This window comes from Citrobacter freundii ATCC 8090 = MTCC 1658 = NBRC 12681 (assembly GCF_011064845.1).
Classification (GTDB): domain Bacteria; phylum Pseudomonadota; class Gammaproteobacteria; order Enterobacterales; family Enterobacteriaceae; genus Citrobacter; species Citrobacter freundii.
Genome location: NZ_CP049015.1, coordinates 1,285,876 through 1,306,926, shown reverse-complemented (window position 1 = coordinate 1,306,926; position 21,051 = coordinate 1,285,876). Strand labels below are relative to the sequence as shown.

At 55.0% G+C, this 21,051-nt stretch carries 27 protein-coding genes; 19 read left to right on the top strand and 8 right to left on the bottom strand.

Annotated features, from left to right (window positions below):
* Positions 1–91: 91 nt before the first annotated feature.
* Positions 92–1,135: a phage portal protein gene (locus G4551_RS06240; protein WP_003835845.1), complete on the bottom strand. Its 1,044-nt coding sequence runs from the start codon at positions 1,133–1,135 to the stop codon at positions 92–94.
* Entirely contained in the window at positions 1,135–2,868 is a 1,734-nt protein-coding gene (locus tag G4551_RS06235) for a terminase large subunit domain-containing protein (RefSeq protein WP_003835846.1), read from the bottom strand. Before G4551_RS06235 ends, G4551_RS06240 begins: the two co-directional genes overlap by 1 nt.
* 157 nt (positions 2,869–3,025) lie before the next feature.
* Here G4551_RS06235 and G4551_RS06230 point away from each other — a divergent pair, with 157 nt between their 5' ends.
* From G4551_RS06230 to G4551_RS06155, 17 genes are all read left to right on the top strand, one after another.
* Positions 3,026–3,862, top strand: a complete 837-nt coding sequence (locus tag G4551_RS06230) for a GPO family capsid scaffolding protein (RefSeq protein WP_003835847.1) — start codon at positions 3,026–3,028, stop codon at positions 3,860–3,862.
* A gap of 22 nt (positions 3,863–3,884) precedes the next feature.
* Entirely contained in the window at positions 3,885–4,958 is a 1,074-nt protein-coding gene (locus G4551_RS06225; protein WP_003835848.1) for a phage major capsid protein, P2 family, read from the top strand.
* Between the two features lie 51 nt (positions 4,959–5,009).
* Positions 5,010–5,828, top strand: a complete 819-nt coding sequence (gene gpM / locus G4551_RS06220; RefSeq protein ID WP_003835849.1) for a phage terminase small subunit — start codon at positions 5,010–5,012, stop codon at positions 5,826–5,828.
* Positions 5,829–5,934: 106 nt separating this feature from the next.
* On the top strand, positions 5,935–6,462 hold the full coding sequence (locus G4551_RS06215) for a head completion/stabilization protein (RefSeq protein ID WP_003835850.1): 528 nt from the start codon (positions 5,935–5,937) through the stop codon (positions 6,460–6,462).
* A complete protein-coding gene (locus tag G4551_RS06210; protein ID WP_003835851.1) occupies positions 6,462–6,662 on the top strand; it encodes a tail protein X in 201 nt (66 codons plus the stop codon). Before G4551_RS06215 ends, G4551_RS06210 begins: the two co-directional genes overlap by 1 nt.
* Positions 6,653–6,955, top strand: coding sequence for a hypothetical protein (locus G4551_RS06205; protein ID WP_003835852.1), 303 nt, complete (start codon positions 6,653–6,655; stop codon positions 6,953–6,955). The genes G4551_RS06210 and G4551_RS06205 overlap by 10 nt, the downstream gene beginning before the upstream one ends.
* The gene (locus G4551_RS06200) at positions 6,939–7,484 is read left to right on the top strand and encodes a lysozyme (RefSeq protein WP_032941223.1); all 546 of its coding nucleotides are present in this window, start codon (positions 6,939–6,941) and stop codon (positions 7,482–7,484) included. The genes G4551_RS06205 and G4551_RS06200 overlap by 17 nt, the downstream gene beginning before the upstream one ends.
* Positions 7,481–7,918: a DUF2570 domain-containing protein gene (locus G4551_RS06195; RefSeq protein ID WP_003835856.1), complete on the top strand. Its 438-nt coding sequence runs from the start codon at positions 7,481–7,483 to the stop codon at positions 7,916–7,918. Before G4551_RS06200 ends, G4551_RS06195 begins: the two co-directional genes overlap by 4 nt.
* Positions 7,824–8,027 (top strand): Rz1-like lysis system protein LysC, encoded by a 204-nt coding sequence (gene lysC / locus G4551_RS24085; RefSeq protein WP_124021230.1) that lies wholly within the window; start codon positions 7,824–7,826, stop codon positions 8,025–8,027. The genes G4551_RS06195 and lysC overlap by 95 nt, the downstream gene beginning before the upstream one ends.
* Before the next feature lie 101 nt (positions 8,028–8,128).
* A complete protein-coding gene (locus G4551_RS06190; RefSeq protein ID WP_003835863.1) occupies positions 8,129–8,593 on the top strand; it encodes a phage tail protein in 465 nt (154 codons plus the stop codon).
* Positions 8,590–9,228: a phage virion morphogenesis protein gene (locus G4551_RS06185; RefSeq protein WP_003835865.1), complete on the top strand. Its 639-nt coding sequence runs from the start codon at positions 8,590–8,592 to the stop codon at positions 9,226–9,228. The genes G4551_RS06190 and G4551_RS06185 overlap by 4 nt, the downstream gene beginning before the upstream one ends.
* Entirely contained in the window at positions 9,225–9,806 is a 582-nt protein-coding gene (locus tag G4551_RS06180) for a phage baseplate assembly protein V (protein WP_003835867.1), read from the top strand. Before G4551_RS06185 ends, G4551_RS06180 begins: the two co-directional genes overlap by 4 nt.
* A complete protein-coding gene (locus tag G4551_RS06175) occupies positions 9,803–10,171 on the top strand; it encodes a GPW/gp25 family protein (protein WP_003835869.1) in 369 nt (122 codons plus the stop codon). The genes G4551_RS06180 and G4551_RS06175 overlap by 4 nt, the downstream gene beginning before the upstream one ends.
* Positions 10,158–11,054 (top strand): baseplate assembly protein, encoded by an 897-nt coding sequence (locus G4551_RS06170; RefSeq protein WP_003835871.1) that lies wholly within the window; start codon positions 10,158–10,160, stop codon positions 11,052–11,054. The genes G4551_RS06175 and G4551_RS06170 overlap by 14 nt, the downstream gene beginning before the upstream one ends.
* On the top strand, positions 11,047–11,664 hold the full coding sequence (locus G4551_RS06165) for a phage tail protein I (protein ID WP_003835872.1): 618 nt from the start codon (positions 11,047–11,049) through the stop codon (positions 11,662–11,664). The genes G4551_RS06170 and G4551_RS06165 overlap by 8 nt, the downstream gene beginning before the upstream one ends.
* The gene (locus G4551_RS23800) at positions 11,654–13,114 is read left to right on the top strand and encodes a phage tail protein (RefSeq protein WP_003835874.1); all 1,461 of its coding nucleotides are present in this window, start codon (positions 11,654–11,656) and stop codon (positions 13,112–13,114) included. The genes G4551_RS06165 and G4551_RS23800 overlap by 11 nt, the downstream gene beginning before the upstream one ends.
* Entirely contained in the window at positions 13,114–13,545 is a 432-nt protein-coding gene (locus G4551_RS06155; protein WP_003835876.1) for a tail fiber assembly protein, read from the top strand. The genes G4551_RS23800 and G4551_RS06155 overlap by 1 nt, the downstream gene beginning before the upstream one ends.
* 194 nt (positions 13,546–13,739) lie before the next feature.
* On the opposite strand, the gene G4551_RS06150 is transcribed toward G4551_RS06155, so the two are convergent.
* The 6 genes from G4551_RS06150 to G4551_RS06125 are packed head-to-tail and all read right to left on the bottom strand — an operon-like array spanning position 13,740 to position 19,456.
* Positions 13,740–14,228 (bottom strand): phage tail protein, encoded by a 489-nt coding sequence (locus tag G4551_RS06150; protein WP_003835877.1) that lies wholly within the window; start codon positions 14,226–14,228, stop codon positions 13,740–13,742.
* 16 nt (positions 14,229–14,244) lie between these two features.
* A complete protein-coding gene (locus tag G4551_RS06145) occupies positions 14,245–17,223 on the bottom strand; it encodes a phage tail tape measure protein (RefSeq protein WP_003835879.1) in 2,979 nt (992 codons plus the stop codon).
* Complete coding sequence (locus G4551_RS06140; protein WP_032941227.1) at positions 17,210–17,365, bottom strand: GpE family phage tail protein; 156 nt, start codon at positions 17,363–17,365, stop codon at positions 17,210–17,212. The genes G4551_RS06145 and G4551_RS06140 overlap by 14 nt, the downstream gene beginning before the upstream one ends.
* Before the next feature lie 5 nt (positions 17,366–17,370).
* Entirely contained in the window at positions 17,371–17,706 is a 336-nt protein-coding gene (locus tag G4551_RS06135) for a hypothetical protein (RefSeq protein WP_003835883.1), read from the bottom strand.
* A gap of 49 nt (positions 17,707–17,755) precedes the next feature.
* Positions 17,756–18,268, bottom strand: coding sequence for a phage major tail tube protein (locus tag G4551_RS06130; protein ID WP_003835886.1), 513 nt, complete (start codon positions 18,266–18,268; stop codon positions 17,756–17,758).
* A complete protein-coding gene (locus G4551_RS06125) occupies positions 18,269–19,456 on the bottom strand; it encodes a phage tail sheath subtilisin-like domain-containing protein (protein WP_003835888.1) in 1,188 nt (395 codons plus the stop codon).
* Between the two features lie 152 nt (positions 19,457–19,608).
* Here G4551_RS06125 and G4551_RS06120 point away from each other — a divergent pair, with 152 nt between their 5' ends.
* Complete coding sequence (locus G4551_RS06120; RefSeq protein ID WP_042269054.1) at positions 19,609–20,739, top strand: phage late control D family protein; 1,131 nt, start codon at positions 19,609–19,611, stop codon at positions 20,737–20,739.
* A gap of 45 nt (positions 20,740–20,784) precedes the next feature.
* On the top strand, positions 20,785–21,036 hold the full coding sequence (locus tag G4551_RS06115) for an Ogr/Delta-like zinc finger protein (protein ID WP_003835893.1): 252 nt from the start codon (positions 20,785–20,787) through the stop codon (positions 21,034–21,036).
* Positions 21,037–21,051 lie beyond the last annotated feature (15 nt).

The following is a 21,051-nucleotide window of genomic DNA, read 5'->3' as shown; positions in this document are numbered from 1 at the left end:
ATTTAAAGTATTTGATGATGTGTCGGACGGTTCGCCATGCGCTGGCCGGAACAGTCAGCGCTGGCGGTGGTTTATGGTGAGGCGTTGCGGGTTAATTCTGTTCCAGCAGGGCGTAGGGGTTAAACCGGATCACCTCTTCGCCCAGCCAGTCGTTGACGTGTTTCATGGCCTCCATCACTGGCATAAGCTCGTTAATCGCATAGACCCGTGCGGCTTTCTCCACGTCGCCAAACGATCCCTTCTCTCCTGGCATGGCCCCCATCAGCTGCGGCGGCACCCGATGAGCGGCAAGGATATCGTCACGGGAAGATGCCTTGACGTTCATGAATTCATCTTTCGCGGTGATCTGCTGGAATGGCAGGATCTGCACGCCATCTTTGCCGCCGCCAGGTGCATGCAGCAGGATATTCTTGAAAGCTCCCTTCCCTCTGGACTCTGACAGCGTTTTCTTTACCACCTCAACGCTCTTGTCATTGGCCTGCGCCGAGCTGATGTAGATGATGCAGCCCGCATGAGAGCCGTTGTCATAGTACAGCTTGCGGAACGTATCGGCAGAGTGAGCAAGGCTGGCAGACAGTAACCCGCCGATATACTCCGGCATGCCGTAGATTTCCTGATTGATATCAGGATTCATGATGTGGCACACATCACCGCGCCGGAAGGTGTACTCTTCCTTCCCTTCCTGCACGTACCAGTAAGTATCAAGGTCAGTACCTCTGCGTGTGTATTTCGCCAGGGCGTGCCGTAGTTCGAGTGGTCCACCGAGTCGGTTAGTGCGCAGCTCAAGATAGGTGTTACCGAAAACAAACCAGTCGAGGGCAAATCCGGAGAACGCCTGACGCGATAGCAATTTGTGGGGGATAAAACAGCCGAGCAACACATTGCGCTTAAAGTACAGCGCGGACTGATGCCATGATGTTTTGCGCGATGCGCGCGCCAGTCCGTACCAGTCAACCGGCGTTTCAAAGTACCGGCCATTATCGGCGCAGTACATGTTATCCAGCAGATCATAGCTCTCCGCCCGGTAAGGGCCGTCAAAGCTGAAGGCACTCAGCGATGGCGCGCTTCTCAGTGCATCAGACAGGTCGCGCGATGTGGCTGGCTGGCGGCTGTAACTCTTTTTACTCTTTTTCATCAGAACTCCATCGCGAATCCACCGCTGCCGTCTCTTTCCTGTCCCAGCGGTTCGTTGATAATGGCGAGCATCGTCGCCCAGGCAAGATCGCCATGGCTGATGCCGCGGGATCGGTCAGTGTCATAGGTGATAAACCCGCCAGGTGTCTTAACCTTTCGCACGGCATTGAAGGCCGTCACAAGTGCCCGCTCACTGCGATCGTATTCCCAGCGACCGGCGCGAATGATATGGAGCATTTTCAACACCAGGGCGCGCTTTGAAGCCAGGTTAAAGGTGTACGGCACCGCCATGGGGAAGAACTTTTTCACTATCTGGTAGACGGCTTCACCGTTACCACCGGTCACGTCAATACAAATATGCTGAACGTTATATTTAAACGTCAGGTTTTCGATAACCTTCGCCTGCTCTTCGAACTCCAGCCCCTGTACCTGGATGGTTTCTATCGTGCGGAACTTACCACCGGGCACCAGAGGTGGCACTGTGACGGATACCCCGCCGCTGTCACCCTTACCACTGCTACCGTTGGCGTCATAGCCAATCCAGACCGCGCGCTGTCCCATTGGTCTGCTGGCAAAAGGTTTCCAGTCGGGCCACTCGTCGTAACCATCAGCCCCACAGCTGATCAGTGCGTTGAGGTTGAACGCCGACTCACCATCACGGACGAACTCGCACATATACAGGTTCTGGAATTCATCCTCGCTGTTCTCATCCTGTATCTCTTCAAGGTCGGTAAACTCCCAGCCGTGTTCTATAACGTCTTTCAGGGTGACAATCTGACGCCAGGTTTTATCCGGACACAACAGGCCGCTGTTGAGCGTCTTCCAGGTCACATCAAACGCCTGCCGCTTCGATTTGGCGCGCTTTTCGTTCCAGCGATCGCCCGTCCAGAACGGATAAGCCTCGTGCGTTTCGCCTGATGGCGTGGAAAAGTAGGTTCGCGTCAGCCCTTTCAGTGTCGCCATCGCCCCCGCCACTTTGCGCAGGTTGGTGAAATTGCTGACCCAAAAGAATTCATCGAATTTAAGGTTGCCGGTATATGACTGCGCGGTTGCTGCTGATGTACCGAGAAAGTGCAGCTCTGCGCCGTTGGACAACACAATTTTGTCGCCCCCCTTCAGCTCAACGTCCACCTCTTCCGCCACTTTCTGAATGAATCCCCTGAACTGGTGCGCCTGACGCCGGGAAGCCGATAAAAAGATCTGGTTACGCTGATACGGGTATTTCACATCATCCCGCAGCGCATCAAGCAGCGCTTCACGGGCGAAATACCAGGTGGCACCAATCTGACGCGACTTAAGGATCATGCGGTTACGGTGGTGACGTTGTTCATACCAGCCGCGCTGATGCCAGGACAGGGAGTCGAGGATTTTTCCCCGCAGTGCCGTTATCTGTTCATCCGTGAAATGGTTCTTCAGCTTGCGTTTACGTGTTTTTTTGCCGCCAGCCGCTTCTGCGGGCTGGCCGTCATTCAGCTTTTTCAGTTGCCGGGTCAGCAGGTCAATCTCCTTGAAGTCGCCCCCGGTCTTCTCTTTCTTGTCTGTCAGCTGGATAAGACGAGCATCCATGGATTGCGTGACACGCTGTATAGCTGGCGTTTCGTCCCATTCGTCGCGTTTCTTCCACGAATAAATTGTGTTCTGGCTGATACCCATCAGGCGCGAGATCTCCGCTGGCGGGTAGCCCTGCCAGTAGAGTTGTTTTGCGCGTAGCCGTACAAAAGCGTCCTGAATCATCTCTTCTCCCCTTGTATGCCGGGAAGATTACCGCGCGCGCGATCCCGCTTTCGCCCTCTTTCAGTTCTGTGCCTTCAGCGACAACAAAAGCACGTTGAGACAGCAACTTACGCTCTGTCATCATGACCATAAACCAACCAGTAACAGGACAATCAGCATGGCGAGCACCGCAAAACCAGCCCGCAAAAAGTTTCGCGTCGCCGTTTCTGGCGCCACCGTTGACGGTCGCGAAATCAGCGGCGAACACCTGAAAGCGGCAGCAGAAAGTTATGACCCGAGCGTTTACGCTGCGCGTGTGAACGTGGAGCACTACCTGTCAATGCTTCCTAACAGCGACTTCAGCGCAATGGGGGACGTTACCGGACTCAGCGCCGAAGATATTACCGATGGCCCGTTGAAAGGCCGCACCGCACTTTATGCGGAGATCGAGCCTTCGGCACGTATGAAGCAGCTCACCGATGAAGGCAAAAAGGTGTATTCCAGCATTGAACTGCACCCGCAGTTTGCGCTGAACGGCAACGCCTATGTTGTCGGGCTCGCCATGACGGACACCCCGGCCAGCCTTGGCACTGACCGTCTGAAATTTGCCGCTCAGCAACGCGCACAGGTTATGGCGTTCAATAACCAGCAAACTGAGCCGCCAATGTTTACCGAAGCGATGGAAGCGGAGGTTATCGAACTGACGCAGCAGCGCACTGAAGAAGGTAAGCAGTGGCTCAGCCGCGTGATGGACCTCATCGGCAAAGGCCGCAAATCCGACAGCGAGCAGTTCAGCCAGGTGCGTGAGGCCGTTGAAAATGTGGCGCAGTCTCATTCTGACCTTCTCGATCGTTTCAATTCACTGGAACAGAAGAACAGCGAAGCCAGCCAGAAGGTTGAAAAACTCACCAGTGAATTAACCACCCTGCGGGAACAGTTGCAAACCCAGGACAGTAACCAGGCCTCCCGCTTTGCTGCCACCGGTGGTAATGGCGCACAGCTGGTTGATTACTGATTTAACGAAGAGAGACAGACTAATGACAATCGTACTTTCCGGGAATACCCGCACGCAGCTTGAGCTGTACATGCAACGTCAGGCACAACTGAGCGGCGTGACCGTCAGCAACCTGACTAAACGCTATTCGGTGGATCCGTCCGTGCAGCAGCGGCTGGAAAATGCCGCCAAAGAAAGCACCGAACTGACGCAAAAGATTAACGTTATCGGCGTTGACGATCAGGAAGGCGATAAAGTCCTGGTTGATACCACCGGGCCGATTGCCCGCACCAACTCCAGCAGCGACGGAGCGAAGCGCCGTAACCCGGCAAGTGCTCACGAGCTGGCTGCACGTCGCTATCGCTGTGAGCAGGTGAACTACGACACCTTCATCAGCTATTCGCAACTGGATGCCTGGAGTGCTCACCCTGATTTTCAGGCCCGCGTCAGCCAGCAAATTGCACGACAGATTGCACTTGACCGCATCATGATCGGGTTTAACGGCACCTCGCATGCGCTGATCTCCGATTTCGCCACTAACCCGCTGCTTCAGGATGTGAATACCGGCTGGATGGAGCAAATCCGTAAGCATGCAGCGGCCCGCGTCATGTCAGATGTGACCATTTCCACCCGCGACATGGATAACAAAATCACCGCCAAGGGGCTGTATGGCAACCCGGATGCGCTGGTACAGGATGCCCGTTCTTCTCTGCTGGATGAATGGCACAAGGACGCGCCGGATCTGGTGGTGCTGATGGGGCGTGATTTGTTCAACACCCTGCGCCTGCCGTTGATTAACGCGATGAGCACCACCAACCCGAACACGGAACTGATGGCCGGGCAGCTGATTATCTCTTCGCGCTTTATTGGCGGTTTGCAGGTGTTCCTTGCGCCATTCTTCCCGAAAGACGCCATGCTGATCACCTCGTTCAGCAACCTGTCGATCTACTTCCAGAAGGGGTCTCTGCGCCGCCTGATGAAGGAGGAGCCGGAATACAACCGTATTGCAACCTACCAGTCGATGAACGATGCCTACGTGGTGGAAGACTACGGCAAAAGTGCACTGATTCAGGGCATTAAGTTTGCCGATGCCCCTGCTGAGGGTGGCGGTGCGTAACTGACGGCACGGGCGCACGCAATGCGCCCGTCATAACGGAGGACATAACTGATGCTGACACCGGCACAGAAACATTTTCAGAGCGTCATGGCGCAGCGTACGGGACTCAACACCGGTGAAGAAACCCTGGGCGAGCGTACTGCACACGAGCAGATCCTGCACCGCCTTCGCCTCGCGCAGTCACGGTTAAGCGGGATCCAGGCCAGGGCGGCAAAAGCGGAGGTTAAAAAAGAACTTCTGCCCGATTTTGCCGGATGGATTGACGGCACGCTTGAAGGCGACAGCGGTCGCCAGGACGAAGTGATCACAACCCTGATGGTATGGGCTGTCGACTGTGGTGATCTGGCGCTTGCCCTGCGCATCGGCGAGTACGTAATACGCCATAACCTCAGTCTGCCGGACAATTTCGGGCGTGATGCCACGACGGTACTGACAGAAGAGATTTGCAATCCGATCCTGACGCTGGCGGGAACCGATCCTGATGCGGATTTATCCGGCTTCATCGCCCCGCTGGATACGCTGTGGGAGATGGTCGCGAACCGTGACATGCCTGATGAGGTGCTTGCCAAACTTTGTAAAGCCTGCGCCTTCGCTCGTCGCGCCTCCACTGACCCGGAGACGCAGGGCGCTTCGCTGAAGCTGCTTCGCCAGGCGATGCACCTCAACCCGAACGCCGGTGTTAAGCGTGAGATCGCCGCATTAACCCGCGCACTTAAAAAGGTTCAGGGTGCCGGTGGTGATGTGGCCGCTACTGCCGAAAGTGACGTTGCTGCAGAAAAGAAAGAGCCTGCGAAGACTAAAGCCAGCAGAACGCCGCGCAAAACGACCACCGGCAAGGCCAGTGCCGCCCGCAAGAGCACGAAAAAATAATTAACGACTTCGACCCCCGTCGACAGGCGGCGCGACCGGCGATCTGAACCCTCTCCGTGTTCTTTTTTCCGGTCGCCCACCGCCTGATTTTTCCGGAGAGCGCCCTATGAGCATGGTGGCAAAACCCAGAGTAGAACCGGCAGAAAACGACACCACCGATATTGATGACGGTGAAGAGAAAGTCACTGCCGGAGTGTTCTGGCCTGACATTGTGCTTCGGGAGCTGCGTCTTGCCAGCCGCATTCCGGGCAGGACAACCACTTCACGGCTGATGTATGTCACCACCGAAGCCGTCGCGCATGTTACCGATGAACTTCAGGAGTGGCAGCAGCAACAGCAGGCAGAAGGTTACAGCACGCTGGCGGATGCCCCGACCATTAAACCGAATGGTGAACCTGAAATACCGCCGCGAAAAATCAACGGCGAGAGTATCAATATTCACCGCTACCGCCGTGCGGTCTATGCCGCCACGCGCGCCCTTATCCTTGAGAGCGCCCGCGACGTGGACACGACCAACAAGAGCGACCGGAAAGCCGATGCGCTGGACACGCAGGCGGAAGACCTCTGGCGCGACGTGCGCTGGGCTATTGCCGATATTCGCGGTGCTCAGCGTATCTGGGCGGAGCTTTGCTGATGAAAGTGAAGGCACTACAGGGCGATACCGTGGATTTACTGTGCTGGCGTCATTACGGCACCACGCAGGGGATGACGGAGAAAGTGATCGCAGCCAATCCTGGGCTGAGTGGACAGTTATTCCTTAATCCTGGTCAGGAGGTGGAACTCCCGGATCAGGGGCAAAAGAAACAACGGGAGATGGTACAGCTATGGGGCTGAATATATTCCAGCGGATAAATGACCACATCACTTTTTTTATGTCAGTGATGGTCACTGGTATCGGCGTAATGACCATCAGCGAAAAGATCGCGATGGCGGGTCTGCTGTTAGGGGCGCTTTCGCTGGCCCGCGCCTGGCTGCACCGTGGCAGGATGGAACGGGCGCAAAAGCGCCGTAACGATCTGATTGCACAGATCCTCAGTCAGTCTGAAGCCAGGAGCCTGCACGAAGCGGAACGCCGGGCGCTTGAGCTGTTACAGCATGACGGGCATGACGATGAATCTGCCCGTTAAGCGCTACGCCGTCGCCGTCATTGTTGCGCTGGGGATCTCGCTGGCTCCGGAAGCCCTGCGTACATCCGAAGAAGCGCAGGTAAAAATTGCCACATGGGAAGACTGCCGCGCCACCCCATACCGTGACATTGCGGGAGTGGCAACGGTCGGCTGTGGATCCACTGGCAATGTGCAGAACCGGTTGTACAGCGAAAGCGAAGTGGCGAAGCGCTGGATTAATGACCTGCGTCATGCAGAAAACTGCATTAACCAGAATTTTAACGGTGCGGACATGCCACAGTCTGCGTTTGAGTCCATGACGGACGCGGCCTATAACCTGGGCTGTTCTGGCCTGATGTGGTTCAAAGACAAAAATGGAACACGCCAGCGCACCACCATCTGGAAACTGGCACAGGCGCACCAGTGGGCTCCTGTGTGCGACCGGCTGACCGATTTTGTTAACAGCAGCGGGAAGCGTGTGCAGGGATTACTCAACCGCCGCACCGATTTTAAGGCCTGGTGCCTGCGTGATGTCGAGACACAGCGATGAATCAGACAATCACTCTTTGCCTGCTGCTGGCGCTGGTTACGGGCGGCTTGCTCTGGCAGACAAACCAGCGCGGGAAAGATTCGGTTCGTAATGATGAGCTTTCCCGTGAGCTGAAAAGTACCGGCGAAATCATGGGTGAACTGCGGGCAATAAAAGCAGACGTCACTGCTTTGCTGGCACAACGGCAGGCAGATGAACAGCAACGAAATGCACAAGGGGAAATCAGACGTGAGCAGATGCGCGAAGCAACGAAAAACGATATGTGCGCTAACACTGTGGTGCCTGCTGCTGTCAGTAACAGCCTGCAAAAACGCCCCGCCAGTACCACGGGTACAGATAGTGCACGAGCCGGTGCCGGAAAGCCTGACAGCCGCGACGCCGCAGCCGGAACTGGCAAGCCCCGTCACCTGGGGCGGAATAGCCAACTGGAGTGATCGCCTGCGCGATGCGCTGGATAGTTGTAATGCCGATAAGGCTGCGATTAGTGAACTCGATATTCGCCGCCTTAAACGACTGAATGAGAACACGGGAGCCGGACAGTGACGTTATTCGATTTTATTGCTGAGCATCCATTCTGGACGCTTATTTATCTGCTGATCATTGCGAGCGTAATTGAGCGCTTCGCACGTTAAAAAGGTGCCACCATGCTGAAGATTAACTCACTGCGTGAAGCGATGGTCCACGCCAGCCGCTGGTGTAAAGCCAACCCGGAGAAATTCACCGTATTTGTGGAAAGCGGCGGTATCGAGACAACCGGCGAAACACCTTCTTTTGCCTACCGCTATAACCTGGTGTTTTTCGCCATGGATTTTCCCGGCGATATTGATGATTTCACCTTACCGCTGATGGCCTGGCTCTGGCACAACCAGCCAGACCTGCTGCTTAACCCTGAGAATAACAAAGATGTTAAGTTTTCAGTCGCCATCAATGACGACGACAGCGCCGATATTCTTTATGAAATCCCGGTCAGGGAGCGCGTGAAAGTCAGTCGCGATGAAGACGGAACCGTCCACGCAGAACACCTGCCAGAACCAAAACCCCGTATTCCATCAGCAGGCGGAGACTGGCACGCCGTGTTTGAAGACGTGACCTGGGAGACTGCTGTATGAGTGACGATCGCTTTCGTGAACTTGATAAGGTATTCAGCGATATCCTTGCGGGTATCTCTGCGTCCGGGCGGACTCGCTCGGCCCGTCTCATCGGGCAGGAAATTCGCCGCAGCCAGCAGCAGCGTATCCGGGCGCAAAAAGGTCCGGACGGAGCAGCTTACCCACAACGCAGGCGCCGGATCATTCGTTCCCAGCAGGGCATTAAATTTATCTGGAATAACGAAGTCAGGACGCTGAAAAACTGGCACGGCGGGCGGGGGAAATACGGACGCACTATCACTGGCTTTGACACCGAACGTAATGACATTCGCACGTTTTACCGCAGCGATATTGATCGTTATCTGGAAATTAACACGCGCTCGCTGCGTCGTGACACGGCACGTAAAGCGCCGATGTTTGAGCGCCTGCGCACACTGCGGTTTATGAAGATGCGCCCTGATGCGCAGGGGGTGACAGTGGGTTATGACGGTGTGGCTGCGCGTATTGCCCGCGTTCATCAGTACGGCCAGCGTGATCAGGTCGGGCCGGGTGTAGTGACTAAATACCCTGTTCGTGAGCTGTTGGGTCTGTCTGCGGTGGATGAACGTCTGATTTACAACACCACCATTAACAGCCTGGGAAGTACCGCACGATGAACGCCGAACTGATACGCCTGCTGGAAAACATCATTCGCACCGGCGTAATTTTTGCCGTTGATGAAGAAAAATGGTGTGTCCGCGTACGCAGCGGAAATCTGGAAACGGGTTGGCTGCGCTGGAATACCCCACGGGCGGGTGCATTCAAGATCTGGATCGCGCCCTCCGTTGGGGAGCAGGTCTCCATTGCCTGCATCGGCGGCAACCCGGAGACCGCCATTATTCTGGGGAGCCTGTACAGCAATAATCACCCGGCACCTGGCAGCAGCCTGAAAGAAATCGTGATGACGGCACCGGACGGTGCAGTTGTCCGATACGACGCCGACGCCAGCGCGCTGGAAGCCACCGGTATGAAGACCGCGAAGATTCAGGCGGCTGTTGGCGTCACGCTGGATACGCCCGTTGTGGAGTGCACTAAACATCTGAAAACCGCCACGTTTGAAGTGACGAAAGGCGGCACGATGCGCGGTAATGTTGAGCACAGCGGAGGGAAAATGACCTCTAACGGCGTGCAGGTCGACAACCACGGTCACGGTGGCGTGCAAAGAGGCGGTAGCTGGACGGAGGGCACAAAATGACGGCGACTTACACGGGGATGAATCCCAACGGCACCGGCACCCTGAATGATGCCGATCAGTTGTGGAATTCAGTGAAAGACATACTGACCACGCCACTTGCCAGCCGGGTGATGCGAAGAGATTACGGCAGTCTGGTGCCTGACCTGATTGATGAGCCGCAGAATGATGCCACCCGCCTTCAGTGCATGAGCGCCGCCGTTATCGCGCTGGCACGCTGGGAAACCCGAATTGCGCTCAACACCATTGATATCCGCTGGTCAAAGGATGGGCGGGCAGTGGCAGAACTCACCGGCATTATCACCAGGAGTATGCAACCGGCCACCGTCACGATGACGCTACGGGAGAGCAGCCATGGCGACCGTTGACTTATCGCAACTACCAAAGCCGCAGATCATTAAAGTGCTGGACTTCGAAGAGATCCTTGTTGAAGTCAAAGCGGGCATGATTGCGGCATTTCCTTCGGAGCAACAGGCCGCTGTTGCCGCTGCGCTTGAGCTGGAATCTGAACCCCTGAACGCCATTGCCCAGGTATTCGCCTACCGGGAAATGATGCTGATGCAGCGCGTAAATGACGGGGCGGCGGCGTGCATGCTGAGTCATTCCACCTTCAGCGACCTGGATAATCTGGGGGCCAACAATAACACCCAGCGCCTGGTCACGCAGGAAGCCACGGATACCACTGAAGCCGTCTATGAAAGCGACGCTGCATTCCGGCTGCGCATTCAGAGTGCGTTCGAAGGGCTGAGCGTCGCGGGACCAACCGGCGCATATGAGTATTTTGCCAAAAGTGCCAGCGGTAAGGTGGCTGATGCCAAAGCAACCAGCCCGTCACCTGCAGTGGTCGTGGTCTCTGTGCTTTCCACGGAGGGGGACGGAACGCCAGATCAGGCGTTACTGGCAACCGTTAATAAAGCGCTGTCTGCTGACGACAAAAGGCCGGTCGCCGATCGTCTGACGGTTCAGGCGGCGGAAATCGTGAATTATCACATCAACGCCGTCCTGTATCTCTATCCGGGGCCGGAGTCTGAACCCATCCGCACCGCCGCAGAGGATGCGTTACGGTTGTGGATAAGCCAGCAGGGCAAGATAGGTCGTGACGTTGCCCGCTCCGCCATTATGGCGGCATTGCATGTGCAGGGCGTTCAGCGAGTGGAATTACCGGAGCCTGTCAGCGATATCGTTATTGATGACACGCAGGCTGCGCGGTGCGAGTCATTCACTATCACGGTAGGGGGAACAGATGAATAACAGCCTGCTCCCGCCTTCCGCCAGCCGCTTCATGCGGGATGTTGAGAAAGTCACCACACGGCTTGACCGTATTCCGGTTGACCTTCGCAAACTGTGGAACCCGGACGAATGCCCCGTTGAACTGCTTCCCTATCTTGCCTGGGCGCTGTCAGTTGACCGCTGGGACAAAGGCTGGTCAGAACAGACAAAACGGCAGGTGATTAAAGCCGCCTGGCTCGTTCATCGTCACAAAGGCACGATTTCGGCGCTGAGACGCGTCGTTGAGCCTTTTGGGTTTTTACTGCGGGTGATCGAGTGGTGGCAGAGCAACGAAAAGCCGGGCACCTTCAGGCTTGAAATCGGCATTCAGGAACAGGGGATCACAGAGGAAACTTACCGCGAACTTGAGCGCCTGATTGATGACGCAAAACCAAGAAGCCGCCACCTGACAGGTCTCACCTTGTCATTGCAGACACAGGGCATCATCACAGCAGGTGCTGGCTGCTACACGGGAGATACGCTAACCGTTTACCCCTATTTTCCTGAAACCATATCCGTGAGCGGTGGCGACCACACCGGCGCGGCAGTCCATTTTATTGATACCGTGGAGATCGCAGCAAATGGCGACTAAATATTTTGCCCTGCTAACCAATATCGGGGCCGCAAAACTGGCAAAAGCCACGGCTTTGGGTACAAAGGTTGAGATCACCCAGATGGCCGTAGGCGATGGCAATGGCGTACTGCCTACTCCTGATCCGGCCCAGACCGCGCTGATACATGAAATTCGTCGCGCACCGCTGAATATGCTGACCGTCGACCCGGCAAATGCCAGTCAGATAATTGCGGAGCAGGTCATACCGGAAGACGTGGGCGGGTGGTGGATCCGTGAAATCGGTCTGTTTGATAAAGACGGCGATATGATTGCGGTTGCCAACTGTGCGGAGACCTACAAACCGCAGTTGCAGGAAGGCAGCGGACGCGTTCAGGCCATCCGTGTGATCCTGATCGTCAGCAGTACCGAAGCGGTAACACTGAAGATTGATCCGGCTGTCGTACTGGCAACTCGCCAGTATGTTGATAATAAAATTATTGAAGTGAAGAGTTACGCTGACGGACTCATGCGCACCCACGAACAGTCGCGCAACCATCCCGATGCAACCACTACAGCTAAAGGTTTTACGCAGCTTAACAGCAGTGTGACGGATGACAGCGAGACACAAGCAGCAACCCCGAAAGCCGTAAAAATTGCGATGGATAACGCGGGCGCGCGGCTGGCAAAAGATCGCAATCTCGCCGATTTACCTAATCCGGCACTGGCCCGCCAGAATCTGCAACTGGGTGACAGCTCGACGAAAAACACAGGTACAACAGCCAATACCGTTGCGGCGGGTGATGATGCGCGTATCACCGGTGCGATGCAGAAAAACCAAAACGGCGCGGATATACCTGACGTGGCGAAGTTTCTCCAAAACCTTGATTTGGGAGATGTACTGCATGCAGGAAAAAATCTGTATGAAATTGCAGAAAAAGGCGCTGCCCATCAGGCATCCGCCAGGGACAATCTTGCCCTTAACGCAATCGCTGCGATTGTTGGTAGCACAAATAAACTTCCCTATTTCGTCGATATAAATACTGCGGAACTAGCTGACTTTACTGCATTTGCAAGAACACTACTCAGCAGAACAGACGCTTCAGCGGTTCGGGGAGACCTTGGTCTGAAAAGTGCCGCGCTGCGTGATGTAGGTGTTGGCGCTAATCAAATCCCTGACGTTTCATTTTTTGCAAATTCCCTGTACCAGAATGGATTCATGAAGCTACCAGGAGGACTGATGTTGCAATGGGGGCTGGGTGTAGGTGTTCACGGGACCGCAAGCGTTACCTTCAACCAGGCATTCGTTAACCGACCGTTTTTTGTCGGGTTTGGTTATAAGCAGTCCACGTTCCCCTCGGCTATGCAGTCAATCATCATCAACGATGAGTTTTTTGATAACACTGCATTTTCAGCCAGAACACTGATGTTTGACGGCACGACGATGGCTGCATCGCCTAACGCATTTCTTTGGTACGCACTGGGAGTCTGATGATGGAATTTGGATACAGCAAAACAACTAACGCATTTTATGACATGTCGCGTAAGGATTTATTTATAGAGGCGGGAACGTGGCCGGATGATGTTATCGAAGTGGAGCAGAATATTGCTGATGAGTTTATGCAGACACCTCCATCCGGGAAGCAGCGTATAAGCGGAGATGATGGCCTTCCTGCCTGGGGAGATATTCCTCCGCCAACTCGTGATGAGTTGATTGCTATTGCTGAAAATGAACGCCAGCGCTTACTTGCATACGCTGACGTTGTGATGCAGGACTGGCGCACGGAACTGATGCTCGGTGAAATCAGCGACACCAACAGGGCTAAATTGTCGGCATGGCTGGCGTATAAAAATGAGGTTAAAGAGGTTGATGTAACAATCGACCCCGAGAATGTTATCTGGCCTGTTCCTCCAGAGGCTTAGTCCATACGGGTTTTGCTTTATCAATTCGCATCAGCAAGACCCGGTATTTTCCCATCTAAGCAACATCGTTCTTCATATTCCGCCACCACCTCTTCGGTTCGAAACGAACGTATTCCGGAACACACCACCACTTCTGACTATGCTGGCCATTTTTCAGTACAGCCAGAAATGACGTTGCTCGATACCCAGAAGTGCTACACCAACCCGGTCAGCGTACTGTTTATCGAACTATACGCCGTGTTGGCACCATCCTTCAGCCCGGTTAACAGATCACCGACAGAGGAAGACTGAAGCCGTTCGCGAAGGTCTTCGTCACAACGCTGAAAACTGATTGAGAACTCTATTTTTTTCGCCTTACCGTAACGGTCAAGTTCCGATCGGGTGGTTTGCAAGCCGGTGATAACATACATCCCGTAAATCTGCCCCGTGCCATCAATCAAAGGCCAGGGGCGTCCGGTATAGGCCTGCGTGGTCAACACCGTCAGCGAGACCTCGCCGCCAGTAATTTCCGGGTAAAGCACGCCGGAAAGAGTGATCTGATCTTCACCGGCCCCAATGTACTGCCAGCTTGCCGAACGGTTGATTCGTTCGTTTTTGACGTGCCGCCAGGATTTATTTTGCTGTAATTGCTGATGGGGTAGCGTCCTCAGCTCAAACACAAACATACCGTAAACCATCATCATAACGTCACCTGTTCACCTAATCTGTGTCCCGGAAACTACCGCGACCTGCGCGGGTCAGCCGGTCTAATTCTGCCTTAACCATTTCCCCCACAGTCTTCGCCAGTTCGCGGGGATTCTGCGTCACCACGTTGTGCAGATGTACGTGAATTTCACCGTTAAACCCACCTGCAGCACTGTCATTTCTGGCGCTGTCGCCTGGACGTCTGACCGGGGGTAACATGGCCTGCACAACAGGTGCCGCTGCCGCTGCAACAACCGGGGCAAGCGGCGGAGCGATAGCGGCAGAGGTTCGCGAAAGTTTTGACTCCTGCCATTCACCACGTACTGCCAGGGCACGGGGCAGATTTTTGAAGACGATATCACCGGGGCCAATCCGTTTTTTCGTCTCCTGAAGCATGCCGCCCGTGTTATCGGATATTTTCTGTAGTCGACGCTGAGTTCCCTGATCACCCGTCAGCGGTGTATGTGCCGGTGGAGGCGGTGTTGTACCTGTTTCAACTTTCGGGGGAGAAGGCTTCCACTCTTTCTTCACCATCTTTTTCTGTTGTGGATCCCACTCCCACATAACAGGTTCTTTTTTCAAATCATCGAGCTTTCTTCTGGCCTTTTCCGCTTCATCAGGCAGCACACCCAACTTTTCAAGTATCCAGGCCAGTGAGTCCATGAGGGCTTTGGCCGGAGTCAGCACCAGTTGCAGCGCACCGCCAAGCACGTTGCCAAAGATTTCCCCGGCGCTGGCGCATTTATCAAGCGTCTCTTTGCTGGACTCCATCGGGGTAAGGAGTTCTTTAAACCAGCTCCACACCTGACTGATGCCATTGCTGATAGCGTCAAACAGCGGGCTGAATTGTGCAAACGACTCCCGGAGTGGTGCCAGCCTTTCCATAATGCCGCTGAACACACCGGCAAAAAATGCTTTGATGGGCTCCCAGTATTTCCAGATAAGCAGGCCAGCCGCGACAAATGCCGCGCCGACCAGACCTATCGGACTCAGTAACAGCGACAGCGCGCCGCCAAGCACCGATACAGCACCGGTGATCATTCCCCACAAAACAGGGAGACCGGTAAGGCGAAGCGCCAGCATCGCGATACCGCGAACAAGAGAGCCCAGCGCGGCACCTGGTGAGGCAAATACCGCCAGCAACATCCCTCTCAGCGGGCCCAAAATACCCGTCAGTCTGCCAGCCCCTCTCGCCATTGAAGAGAATGCAGAGGGCCAGCCTTTGATACTTCCCATCGGCCCGCCCATAAGCGCGCGCAACTGAGCAAACATCGGGATGGCCCGACCGAGTCCTTTTGTTCCGGTCAGCAACGCAAAGCCAAGTTGCAGTTTTGCTATTGGCCCCAGCAATACCCCAACAACCAGAGACAATCCACCGATGATGGCCGTAAAGGCCAGCGCACTGCCGCCGATAATCAGTAATGTCTGCGTTAACCGGGGGTTTTCTTTTGCCCAGGTGGTCATTGCCCCGACAACATCACTGATCCCCTGAACCAGTCCACGAAGTGGCCCGTCAAGCAGCTCTTCAATCTGGATGCGAAATCCTTCCCAGGCGCTGTCGAGGTTTTTCAGATCGCCATCAAGGTTATCCGCCATCTTTTTCGCGACTGTGGCAGATTCACCCTGCGCTTTTTTCAGCTCAGCCAGCAGCTTTTGCAGCTCACCACTTCCCGCAGACTGCACCAGAGCCTGGAAGGATTTGGCAGCTTCCTCACCGGCAATGTCTTTGAAGAACGAAAGTCTGTCCACATCGCCGTACTTACTGACGGCCTTATAAACATCAGCAAGGACAACTTCAGCCGGTCGCATTTTCCCGGTTGCGTCTGCAACGCTGACCCCGAGTTCTTTGAGCGCATCTTTGGCTTTGCCCGTTGGCGCAGCCATACGGGAGAACGTGGACTGCAACCCCGTACCGGCGATGCTGCCGCGCAACCCCACGTTTGCCATCACGCCGATCATCGCAGTGGTCTGCTCAACGCTGACACCCAGCCCGGCCATCCCCGTTCCGGCGTATTTCATTGCCTCACCAATGTTTGCCAGGTCGGTGTTGGTGCGCGTAAACGCCGCAGTCAGTACGTCACTGACCCTGTCCATCTCTTTCGGATCCAGTTTGAACTGCGACAGAATGTTTGAGCCGATATCAGCACTTTCGCCAAGCTCCATCCCACCGGCCAGCGCCATGTTGAGAACGCCGGGTAAAGCTGCCTGTATGGCCTGTGGCGTGAATCCAGCCATAGCGAGAAATGCCTGACCACTGGCAGCATCACGGGAGTTGAACTGCGTTTCAGCCCCCAGCTTTTTAGCCTGCTCGCGCAATGCAGCAAACTGCGGATCGGTTTTATCGAGACGCGTCAGCGCCCCGACGCGGGATACTTCCCTGTCAAACCCTACAGCCGGAGCAAGAAAGCGACCGGCACCGTAACCGGCAACGGTAGCGGCCCCCATGGCAACCGCGCCGCCGCCGCGTAACTTACCGGCCATCTGCTGAGCATGGTCATAGCGTGCACGCGCCTGTGTCACTCGCGCCAGCATCTGCCGTTCGCGCTCCAGCGTCTGGTTGTACTGTTCGGTACGCCTTATGGCGCTCTGGATGGTTCGATCACTGCCGGACAGCGTGATGCCATGCCTGACCATCACAGCCGTCGCCTCGCGCAGCTTCTCTTTCTCACGGGTGCGTACTTCATTCAGGCGATTCAGCTTTGCCGTCAGCATTGCCATGTGTTCGCGCTGTTTGTCCGTCATCACGTTCCCGGCCTGCTGTGCCTGCCGGAGGCCATTCAGTTCCCGCTGGGTCGTCTGGATCTTTTCGGTGGTTTTGGTGAAGTTCTCGCGCAGGCGGGCAAACGCTTTTGACTGTGTTCCAAGCGATTTAATGTCGGTCTGGGTTTTCCTGAGAGAATCAGAGAGACCGCCCACACTCTGGCGGGCGGTTTCAACAGGTCGGGTCAGTTTATCGATCGCGCTGAAGGCGATACGGATATCAAGTGTCTTCATCTTCACGGGCTCCGCTACGTCGCGCGGCCCGTTCGCGCCAGGTGATAACCTCACCCGGATCCATCATGTAGATATCGGCGCGCGACCAGTTAAAAACAACGGCAATATCGGCGACCAGCTCTTCAATCTGGTCGAATTTCACCACCGTTACAGTGCTTCCGTCTCCGGCTCGCTCTGTGCTCCAGAGCCCGTAGGAACCAAAAAAGGCACGATCGCCTGAGAGAGCGCGATAAAATCAGCGGTGGCCATCGTTTTAATTTCGTTTTCTTTAAGACGTGGCGAGGTCACGCGCGTGAACAACGTCACCAGTGTGTCTGTTTTCATATTGAGCACATCCGAGAGCGACAGGCCACGCAGCGAGCCGGACTGTTTAATTGCTTCGCCAATCTCCACGTAGGTAATCTTCTCTTCGCCACGTACAATTGGCTGGGCCAGCGTCACACCACCTTCAGCTGTTACTGATGCAGTATCATTTTTTTTCATCGTTGAGTCTCCGGGCAGCACAACGATGTGCCGCCGTCAGGGTTAATTATCAGCCCATTCCCAGGGCAGACGTGATGCGGTCAGGGTAGATGTTCTTGCCGTCTTTCTTGTAGATAAAGTTCAGCAGGTCAATCTCAATAATCGGCTTATCGTCGATAGAGAATTTGTAATACGTCGATTTGAACGTGTATTTCTCGACGGTGTTTTCTCCCTGCTTGCTGTCGCCACCGTCAAGCTCGGTGAAACGTCCGCGCAGCTCCACTTCAACAAGCTGACTGTCGCCATCGGTGTAGTATTCACCGGCGAAACGCAGGCGGGTGCCGTCGATATCCGCGCCATATTCAAGAAAAAGGGCTTTGATCACGCCGCCAAATTCAATGGAGGAATCCAGCGCCCCGGCGTCCAGACCGAGATCCACACCAACGGATCCAATCATGCCGCCACCCTGGTAGTCTTCCAGCTTGCGGCTGAGTTTCGGGCGGGTAAACGAGGTGACTTTCCCGATCTGGTTATCGCCGTTAACAAAGCAGGTGAACAGGCGGAGTTTATGAGGAACAGCCATTTACGCACCTCCCAGAGAAGCGAATGCAGGTCCAAAGAATTCATCCGTGAAGGTCTGATGTAGCGTCAGATCTTCCAGCGGCGGCACTGGGGTGTATTTGTAGCGAACACGCACCCGCCCCTGACGAAGGTCAGTGGTGGTGTTGTCCACCACGTCATACCAGCATTCAGCACCGATAAGACGCCCTGACGTGACCAGCTTGTCCAGCTTCGCGCGGATGCCACTGATAACGTCTTTCACGTTCGCCGGGGTCAGCGGCTCGTCAATATCTTCAAACTGCGCTTCCGCAATGCTGTCTGCCAGAACCTGCGCGGTGCGGGTGTAGACTTCAAAGATATAGTCTTTGGTATCCGGCGTGCGGTTGCCCCAGAAACGGAAACCATTACGCTTAATAAGCGTGGTGATTTCTTTGTTGTTCAGCGCGTTGGCGTCGCTGTCTTCAGCCTGAAGTGACCAGAACACCTGTTTTGAAATTCCCAGCACATTTTTTACCGGGACGTTTGACAGCGACTTGTGCCAGCCCTGGGTGTGATCGATTTGCGCACGCAGACCGCAGGCATATGCCGGGGCCGGGAACACTTCGTTCTTACCGGACACGGGGTTATAGGCGATGAAGTCAGGCCAGATAAGCATCAGTTCGCGATACGCGAAGGTTGCGCGGTAGGCGATGGCATCCGCCATCGTTTCACAACCGTTGCATCCGGCATACACAAAGGCACGCAGCTTCTCAGCAATCACACACAGGGAGGATGTCACCTCTTCCGTATCGAGATCGGGCGCTGACAGAATGCGTGGACGATATCCGATACGCTCATCCTGTTCCGCTACCAGAAAGGCATACATCCCGGTATAAGTCCCATCGGATTCAGTACCGCCGATCACCAGCTGCGACTGCGTTTTTTTACCTTCACCGTCTTCCGCTTGTGCGACACGCACTACGATGACTTTTGTGCTGACCTGGTCGGCAACTGCTTTCAGGCTCTTGTACAGTGTGCCGGTCTTACCCGTCAGGCCCAGCACGTCGTTGACCCGATGAAGAAGAACGGGTTTATTCAGGGGGAAGGTGTCAGCGTCAGCATCATCCGCCACAGCAACAATCCCGATAACACTGGAATCAATGTCATCAATGGCTGTTACCAGATCGGTATTTTCTCTGACGCGGGCACCGTGGAAACGCGCTTCGCTCATGTTTTCCACCATTATGTTGTTTGAGTTCGCATCAATAATCCCCTATGCACCCGACCACTTCACGCATTAAGGATTCTGACCGTCAGCCCACAACAAAAAGGGGTTATCGCTTCCCGCGCGCGCGTGAAATCATGCGGAACAACGGAGGCGCTATGACACTGATCGACACACTCAATCTGAAAATCAACAGCTGGCTGGACAACCTGGACGATGCGATAAAGATCCCCGATTACAGCATCACCGCAGGGGGCGAAATACTGTCTGACCTGAATGACCGGATCATGTCGGTATCGATGACCGATAACCGGGGGTTTGAGGCCGACCAGATAACCATCAGCGTGGATGATGCGGACGGCATGGTTAAGCTGCCGCCGCGCGGCACGCAACTGGCTTTATCGATGGGCTGGAAGGGTGAGCCGTTGATATACAAGGGGCTTTATACCGTGGATGAAATATCCCACGAAGGCCCGCCCGATATGCTGCAAATTACCGCCAGCAGCGCCGACTTTCGGGAGGAATTTAACGTCAAACGCGAAGTCTCATGGCATGACGTGACGGTAGAACGCGTCGTTTCTGCGATTGCCAGTCGCTATAAGCTGAAGGCGCAAATCAGTGAAATGCTGATGAATATCGAAATTGACCACGCTGACCAGACCGAAGAAAGCGATATGTCATTTTTAACGAGGATGGCCGACATGCTGGGAGCCATTGCCACCGTAAAAAATGGTTATCTGTTATTTATCCAGCCGGGCGGCGGCGTAACGGCAGACGGTAAGGCGTTGCCCTCTTTCGCCCTGACGCGAAGCGACGGAGATAGACACAGGTTTCGAATTGCTGACAGGCAGGCATATACCGGCGTACAGGCCTACTGGCTGGATCTGAATTTTGGCAAAAAGAAAAAGGTAAGCGTTAAACGCCGCAAGCCGCCAAAACCAAAAAAAGAGAAGAGCAGCAGCCGCGAAGGTGACTACATGGAAGGGGCCGAAGGCAACGTATATGTCCTGCGGAAAACTTACCAGAACGAAGAGGCGGCAAAGCGTGCCGCTGCTGCTAAGTGGCAGCAGCTCCAGCGAGGGGCAGCGGAGTTCTCCATTACCCTGGCGCGCGGACGCGCTGACCTCTACCCGGAAATGCACGGCACCGTGTCAGGGTTTAAAGCGGAAATAGACAACCAGGACTGGATAATTGCAAAAGCGGAGCATGTGATTGACGACAGCGGCGGATTTACCACGCAGCTGGAGCTGGAAGCCAAAATACCCGAATGGATAGCCGAAACGGAATAAGCAGAATACAATGGCCGGGAGTTCAACTCCCGTGGGGGAGCCATTATGTTCAGATGTCCAATTTGCGGTGCGTCAGCCCGTATCAGAACCAGTTCACCAATGAATGACACCAACACCGTCCGGCGCAAGTTTTATCAGTGCAACAGCCTGGAATGTGGAGTTGGATTTTCCACGCTGGAAAGCGTGGAGCGCCTGACCCGGCGACAGAAAGAAAATCCACTGCCCGATAGCTTCATTCCTCATGATGCATTTCCGCCATCACATCGCGGTCGGGATCAACTGAATCTGGCGATATAAAACAAAGCCCCGCAG